This window comes from Okeania sp., from assembly GCF_983059655.1.
This window is the reverse complement of the sequence record NZ_CEZPJD010000374.1, coordinates 1-7,591: the sequence shown is the minus strand read 5'-3', so window position 1 is coordinate 7,591 and position 7,591 is coordinate 1. Positions and strand designations below refer to the sequence as shown.

Sequence of the window (7,591 nt, the reverse complement as noted above, 5' to 3'; positions counted from 1 at the left end):
AAAAAAAATCTTATCCTGTTTGTCACTTGACCAAAATAGCCAGAATTAATTGATTAATAGTTTTTTCTTCTTACTTCTTCCCTCTTCCTTCTTCCCTCTTCCTTCTGAGGTTCCTTCTTCCTTCTTCCCTCTTCCTTCTTCCTTCTATATGCTAAAGTGAGAAAAAATTCAGCCCTAAGAACAAAAACTACAACAAAAATCCGCAATTGGAAATATTGATATGAAAGCATTAATTCTCTCTGGTGGAAAAGGTACAAGGTTACGCCCTCTTACTTATACAGGAGCAAAGCAATTAGTACCAGTTGCGAATAAACCTATTTTGTGGTACGGAATTGAGGGTATTATTGCAGCAGGTATTACTGACATTGGAATTATTATTAGTCCAGAGACTGGAAAAGAAGTAGAAGAATTAACAGGAAACGGCGAAAAATTCGGAGCTAATATTACCTATATCCTACAAGAGCAACCTGCTGGTTTAGCCCATGCGGTAAAAATTGCTCAACCATTTTTGGCAGATTCTCCTTTCATCATGTATTTAGGAGATAATATCATTGAGAGTCAGCTAGAACAATTTTTAGATACTTTCAAAAAAGAACAATTAGATGCTTTAATTCTGTTGCGAAAAGTACCTAATCCTACCGCATTTGGTGTGGCAAAAATAGATGAAAATGGAAAAGTTTTAGGATTAGTAGAAAAACCAAAAGTTCCTCCATCTAATTTGGCACTAGTGGGAATATATTTCTTCTCACATAAAATACATAATGCCATTGCTAATATCAAACCTTCCGCTAGAGGAGAATTAGAAATTACAGATGCTATTCAATATTTAATTGACCAACAAACCTCTGGCGAAGATCGGGAAATTTCTGTGGAAGCGCGTACCTTAGAAGGTTGGTGGTTAGATACAGGAAAAAAAGATGATTTACTCAGTGCTAATCAAATTATTTTAGATACTCGTTTAACTAATTCAGTTAATGGAGAAATAGATTCTCAAAGTAAAATTATTGGGCGAGTAAAAATTGGTAAAAATACAAAACTAGTTAATTGTAGTGTTCGTGGTCCGGTAATTATTGGAGATAATTGTCACCTAGAAAATTGTTTTATCGGTCCTTATAGTAGTATTGCCGATAATGTGACTTTAATTGATGTTGACCTAGAACATAGTGTAATATTACAAGGAGCAAAAATTATTGAAATTAATCAACGTATTGTTGATAGTTTACTCGGTCGTCGTGCCCAACTAATTAATGCTCCACAACGTCCTAAAGCATTACGATTTATGATTGGTGATGATAGTCAAATAGAATTAACTTGAAGAAGGCAAAAGGCAACAAGCAACAGAGATAAAATTTTCCAAATTTTTATGTATTTTTAGCATTATTGTAAGGTGCGTTAGACGGCTAAAATTTAGACTTGGAGAAGTATTGAGAAATCCGTTATAACGCATCATTTTAGTTTTGTCAGCTTCAGTTAACTGAACTTTTACCGAAAAATTCTGGTCTAAAGCCTTCCTTTTTAAAGGAATAAAAAAAGAGACTATTCCTTATTTCAATCCCAATGCTTTCCTACGGAATGCTGCGCAAACAGCTAGAGGTACTGATAACTGAAATGACCCTATCCAGAAGGAGAAACTAATATAAATACCAACTCTATAGAACCCCTAAACGGATCTATTAAGCATCTCCTCCACCCATAGGGAGTAGTCGTAGGGACGTTGCATGCAACGTCCCTACAGAGTAGGGGGAAAGAATTGATGAATAACAGTGCAATAAAAGAGCATGATTTTTGATTGTTGGAGATATCTATCTATAGTAATTAAATATCAATATCCTCACTTCTTGGCCTAAAAACCCAACATTAGCTAATATTCCAAATGGCTTCTATATATTTCCTAACAGTTAATTACTATTCCACTCAATTAATTCAGAAATTAATCAATTCCATTACATTAACTCCCCAACTATATCAGCAAATAGTTATTATTAATAATTCTACCGATGATAATTCTATTTATCAACTTAAAAACAACACCACAATTATTATCGACTCAGAAACTAACTTAGGATATGGAAAAGCCTGTAATTTAGGATTAAATTGGATTTATGCTAGAAATCCCCAAGCAATAATTTGGTTAATTAATCCCGATGCTTATTTATTCCCTGATTCTCTGAAAAAAGCACATCATTTTTTAGCCAAAAATCCAGAATTTTCTATATTAGGAACAACAGTCTATGAACCCACAGGAAAAGTATGGTTTGGTGGCGGAAAATTTATTCCTGAAACTGGCAAAATAATTCCCAATGAATTTTTGTTAGAGACAGAAACATCAATCACAGATTGGGTGACAGGATGCAGTATGCTAATTAACTTCAAAAACTTTAAAAAATGTCCTGAATTTGATGAAGATTATTTTTTATATTATGAAGATTTTGATTTCTGTAGATGTTATGCAAAACAAGGTCATAAAATTGCCATTACTCAAAAAATATCTGTAATTCATCAACCATCTTCAATTACCAATAAAAATCCCAAATTAAAACTTGAGCATAGCATCTATAGTTATCTATTGAGTTTAGAAAAACATACAAGTAGATTAGTTTTAATATATAGATTAATTAGAATAACTATAGCTGCTTTAGTTAAGCTACCAATAAATTATAAAATAGCTCGTGTTAAAATCAAAGCAATAAGTAAATTTATCAGATATAATTGTAGGCTGGGTAGAACAAAGTGTTAGTGGAGCTTATCCCTCAGGATAAACCCAACAAAGCCTTTCAACTCAAAAGTCAAAATTTAAAAGTTAAAACTGACACCCGAAAAAATGTAGCAAAACTTGTAGGGTGTGTTATACGGCTTAAATTCAGACGATGAAAGGGATTCAGCAATCCGTCGTAACGCACCATTAAATATGTGTTACTGACACAGCTAATTTTGTGAAAAATATGTGGCTCAATGGTGCGTTACGGCGCAATGTAACATTTGAGAGTTCAACGGTAGTTTGTGGTAAGCGCCTAACGCACCCTACTGGACTGACTTATTGCTGGACTCTTATCTTAATCTGTATATCCGTGCCATAATCCCTGTGAGCCATGCCATAATCCCTGTGAGCCCAAATGTCTAACAAACTTCTAATAAATCTATCAGTATTAATCCCACAACCAACCGGAATATCTATCTACGCAAATAATATCTTGCCTCAACTTCAACAACTTAATCCTACTTTTTTAGTTGCTAATAATATTCCCAATTTTAACTGCCATCTAATCCCTAACAACATGACACCCGCTCAGGGAACAAAAGGTCATTTACGACGATTATTTTGGACTCAATTTAAATTATCAAATATCTATAAAAAATCACAAGCAAATCTACTTTTTTCTCCCCTTCCAGAAGCCCCATTATATTCTCAATGTCGTTATATAGTAATGGCTCACGATTTAATTCCTTTACGTTTTCCTAAACCTGGTTCTCGCTTAACTGCTTATTTCAAATATTATATTCCTCAAGTATTAAACCAGGCAGAACATATTATTTGTAATTCTCAAGCAACCGCAAAAGATATTACTGATTTTTTCCAAATACCACCTCAAAAAATTACACCTATTCCTTTAGGTTATGACTCTCAAAAATTCCAATTCTTAGACTTACCTACCAAAAATTACTTCCTTTATCTAGGTCGCCACGACCATTATAAAAATCTACATCGGTTGATAGAAGCTTTTGCTAAATTGCCAAATTTTTCCGAGTATGAATTATGGTTTGCCGGACCCACAGATAATAATTATACACCAACATTAAAAACTCAAATCAAAGAACTAGGTTTAACAAAATTAGTCAAATTTCTTGACTATGTTCCCACAGCAGAATTACCCAAAATAATCAATCAGGCGATCGCTCTGGTTTTTCCTAGTCTGTGGGAAGGGTTTGGTTTTCCAGTATTGGAAGCAATGGCGTGCGGTACTCCAGTTATTACTTCTAATATTTCATCCCTGCCAGAAGTTGCTGGAGATGCAGCTATTTTGGTTAACCCGAAAAATGTGGGAGAAATAACAGATGCTATGAAGATTATTGCTGAAGATGGGGGAGAGCGATCGCGCCTCTCAACCTTAAGTTTGGCTAAAGCTAGAGAGTTTAGTTGGGAAAAAACTGGTTTAGCTACTAGGGAAGTGATTCAGAATTATCTGATTAAGGTTTAAATAATTGGGGCGATCGCTCCTGTTTATGTTAGGGAACCCAAATTAACTGTGAATTCATCTAACATTAAAACCCAGTTATCCAAGTTCAAAAAATGGCTATTCTCAAATCTTATATCATGTTCGGATAATCAGTTATAAAAAAAACTTTATCCCCTTTAACCCTTTCTTCCCTTCTGCCTCCTGCCTTCTGCCTTCTGCCTTCCTTCCTCTAAAGTGTAAGTATTCAACCGAACATGATATTACTTTTGAACCTTACGCTTAGTAGCAGTAACCAAACCACCGATAGCTATTAGACCTAATACTGTAGAAGGCTCAGGTATGTCTTCTGGAGAAGACTCAAGTACCTCTTGAGATACATAACCATTCGCTAAACCTTCTAAAACAACTTCATAGTTACCACCGAAATAATTTAACCCAGTCTCAGTAGCAACACTACCCCAAGCGTAACCAGTAACTCCATTAATATCGTATCAAGTCCCCCTTGGCTTGCAAAAATGCTATAAAACAGCCCTTCATTAGCACTTGATACAAGTGGGGAACTTGAGTTTTTTTCAACAGCTTGTTCCCAAGCATCAGAAAACCAAGCTCTACCAGTATCGTTTAGCCAATCGCTACTAGAGTAAATGTTCTCAGTCACATTGGTAAATATGGCTGTTTCTCCCTGAAGATTTTGAGCTTGTACTCCAGCAAGTGGGTTACCACCCTGAGTTTGGGCTACATTCTTAGCGCCCAACTCTATGTTACCACCAGGATTGGAACTATCTCCTTGTAAAATTGAATTTAACTTAGTTATGTCACTAGTTACTTGAAAGCTAGTACCGACTTGTTCCCGTAGTATGATATCTGTACCTACAGTAGTAAAAGTAGCAGCCATTGCTGGAGCGCCGAATACTGCACTCATTCCAGCAACAACAGAAGCACTTGCTAAAATTTTTTTTACTAATCTTGCCATGATTTTTATTTCCTGAATTTGAGTTGTGTTTTTTGAGAAAAAGTTTTTTGATTTATGTGTAGATGTGGTTTGAAATGCTCCTGGTTCGACTGTCTCCTATCTGGGGCGATCGAATATTTAAGAATTTTGTCAAAAGTAGCCCTGACCTACTTTTTTCCAAGTTTTAGTGGGGAATGTTTTTTTTCACTCATAACTTTGTACTGTCCAGTAACAAAGGTTAGCCAGATTACCTTGATTTAGGATTTTCTGGTTTGAGCTTGAGGTTCCTTTTGAGTTCCTGTGTAATTAAGACGATCTGGGAAGGGAATTTCTGACTTTTTTTTAAGCTACGCCACAGTAACTTTTTTATTTGGGAAATGGCGACGGCCTTTGGTTAACCCGAAAAATGTGAGAGAAATAATTGATGGGATGAATATTATTGCTAAAGATGGGGGGGAGCGATCGCGCCTCTCTACCTTAAGTTTGGCTAGTAGCTCAAGAGTTTAGTTGGGAAAAAACTGGTTTAGCTACTAGGGAGATAATTCAGACTTATCTCATTAAGGTTTAAATAATTGGGGCGATCGCTCTTTTTTTGTTTGGGGGCGATCGCTTTTGAATACGGATTAGAAGTCAATAAAACGTTTGATTCAAGGTATAAATATTACTGTATAAAGGTTTGATCTTATTTTAACCTGCTTTTTTAAAGTCCAGATATCACGTTTTCAAGGTGAATTTGCATAAGTCCTGATACTATTGGGTTACAGTTACTTCTATTTTGCCTTTCTTCTCTAGGTGGGTGAATATCGCTCCAATAACATTTCCACATTTGTAGGATTTAGTGTCATCTTCTGTCAGCTTTGGTATTGTTCGTATATCTTTTGGGCACGAGCCTGCATCTGCCTCTACCTTTACATCATTAGTCGATAGGTTATTATAAGACGTGGTAAATTTGTCAATACTGGAATCCAAATTGTTGCAGACTTTTTTTTCGGTTGGGAATGTAAATATGAAGTGACACTTTATTGTTGCTCCTGTAGTTGTTACTGCTTCAGCACTATCTGGTGTCATTACAAACGTGAACGCTGCCATAATGACTAGGGTAACTACAACTAATAGTCTTTTCATTTGTCCTTTGGTGGTTTCAAAATCAATTTGCCTAAGTCTTGATCATATCTCGCACTGCCTAAATATAAATATCTAGGTAGTGCGATCGCTTATAAATCTGGATTAGGAGTGGAGTATCCTGAGTAGAGTTAGGATAGGAAGAGTAGTTTTACCCTCATTACTTTCAAATAGTATATGGTGTTTTAATCTAGTCTCCCTTATCCATTTTTACTCCCTTCCGAGTCGGCATTTTTATGCCATCAATCACCCTTGCTTTTGCATACTATTGGCTTACAATTGCTGTTACTGTGCCTTTCTTCTCTAGGTGGGTGAATATCGCTCCATTAACATTTCCACATTTGTAGGATTGAGTGTCATCTTCTGTCAGCTTTGGTATTGTTCGTATATCTTTTTGGCACGAACCTGCATCTACCTGTACCTTTACATCATCAGTCGATAGGTTACTGTAAGTCGTGACAAATTGGCTAATACTGGGATCCAAATTTTTGCAGACTTTTTCTTCGGTTGGGAATGTAAATTCAAATTCACAATTAATTGTTGCTTTTTCAGTAGGTGTTGCTGCTTCCGCACGATCTGGTGTCATTACAAACATGAATGCTGCCATAATGACTAAGGTAACTAGAGCAAATAGTCTTTTCATTTGTTCCTTATTTTGTTTGCTAATTGTTTCAGTTTTTGATAAGGGGTCGGTTTTCTAAATCCATTTCTTGATTAAACTTAGGTTCCCTTCCTCTTTCACTATAAAGACGTTTCTTCTTCTCTATTTCTGACTTTTTTCTCTTGGCTGATTTTAATATTTTCAGTCTTAAAAAAAATATATAGACAGCATGGGAATAGTTTCCCCTATCTCTTGCTATGTCAAATCCAGTATCAAACTTTGCCTGAATAAGAAGTGAAGCAGTAACTAGCATTTGAGGAATAAACTCGCCAAAAATTTGCCAAATAAGGGTCTCATATCAAATCCGGTAGTATCGGTATAAAAAAGCGTAGAATCTAGGGAAAGTTTTAAATCCCCCACCATACTGACATCTACCTCGCACAAACCCGGTTTATAAACACTTCCATTGCAAATGGATTTGATATCACACTACCGTGACCGTTACGTGATGTTTGTCCTTTCTATTCCTTTCTAAATCTTATCCCCTATGGAACTCACCAACCAATTCGTTAGCTCTCAAAAAATACTGTTCTACCTTTTCTCAATGAGTCAACGCTGGATTGCCACACCAAATCTACCTCTCACGCAACCATTTTGGCAAAGAGGCAACAAAACTAAACCACACCAAAATATTACCCCCATGCATCCATCAACGACCTATGCCAAACCTTAATATCCTTC

At 35.9% G+C, this 7,591-nt stretch carries 8 protein-coding genes; 4 read left to right on the top strand and 4 right to left on the bottom strand.

From position 1 onward, the window contains the following. Window positions 1-220 precede the first annotated feature (220 nt). The 3 genes from AC3DU7_RS19615 to AC3DU7_RS19605 all read left to right on the top strand — a co-directional run bounded on the left by AC3DU7_RS19615 (window position 221) and on the right by AC3DU7_RS19605 (window position 4,196). Complete coding sequence (locus tag AC3DU7_RS19615) at window positions 221-1,315, top strand: glucose-1-phosphate thymidylyltransferase (RefSeq protein WP_488040994.1); 1,095 nt, start codon at window positions 221-223, stop codon at window positions 1,313-1,315. Between the two features lie 558 nt (window positions 1,316-1,873). Next, on the top strand, window positions 1,874-2,737 hold the full coding sequence (locus AC3DU7_RS19610) for a glycosyltransferase family 2 protein (protein WP_488040993.1): 864 nt from the start codon (window positions 1,874-1,876) through the stop codon (window positions 2,735-2,737). Between the two features lie 376 nt (window positions 2,738-3,113). Next, a complete protein-coding gene (locus AC3DU7_RS19605) occupies window positions 3,114-4,196 on the top strand; it encodes a glycosyltransferase family 4 protein (protein WP_488040992.1) in 1,083 nt (360 codons plus the stop codon). Between the two features lie 239 nt (window positions 4,197-4,435). Here the strand turns inward: AC3DU7_RS19605 and AC3DU7_RS19600 are convergent, their stop codons facing one another. From AC3DU7_RS19600 to AC3DU7_RS19585, 4 genes are all read right to left on the bottom strand, one after another. Continuing rightward, a complete protein-coding gene (locus tag AC3DU7_RS19600) occupies window positions 4,436-4,516 on the bottom strand; it encodes a PEP-CTERM sorting domain-containing protein (protein WP_488040995.1) in 81 nt (26 codons plus the stop codon). An 89-nt stretch (window positions 4,517-4,605) separates the two neighbouring features. Then, complete coding sequence (locus AC3DU7_RS19595; RefSeq protein ID WP_488040991.1) at window positions 4,606-5,148, bottom strand: hypothetical protein; 543 nt, start codon at window positions 5,146-5,148, stop codon at window positions 4,606-4,608. A gap of 729 nt (window positions 5,149-5,877) precedes the next feature. Further along, the gene (locus AC3DU7_RS19590) at window positions 5,878-6,216 is read right to left on the bottom strand and encodes a hypothetical protein (protein ID WP_488040990.1); all 339 of its coding nucleotides are present in this window, start codon (window positions 6,214-6,216) and stop codon (window positions 5,878-5,880) included. A 298-nt stretch (window positions 6,217-6,514) separates the two neighbouring features. Then, window positions 6,515-6,892 carry a hypothetical protein gene (locus AC3DU7_RS19585; RefSeq protein ID WP_488040989.1) on the bottom strand — a complete coding sequence of 126 codons (378 nt, stop codon included), beginning with the start codon at window positions 6,890-6,892 and terminating at the stop codon, window positions 6,515-6,517. Window positions 6,893-7,454: 562 nt separating this feature from the next. On the opposite strand from AC3DU7_RS19585, the gene AC3DU7_RS19580 reads away from it, so the two are divergent. After that, on the top strand, window positions 7,455-7,583 hold the full coding sequence (locus tag AC3DU7_RS19580) for a hypothetical protein (RefSeq protein ID WP_488040988.1): 129 nt from the start codon (window positions 7,455-7,457) through the stop codon (window positions 7,581-7,583). The last annotated feature ends 8 nt before the right edge of the window (window positions 7,584-7,591 follow it).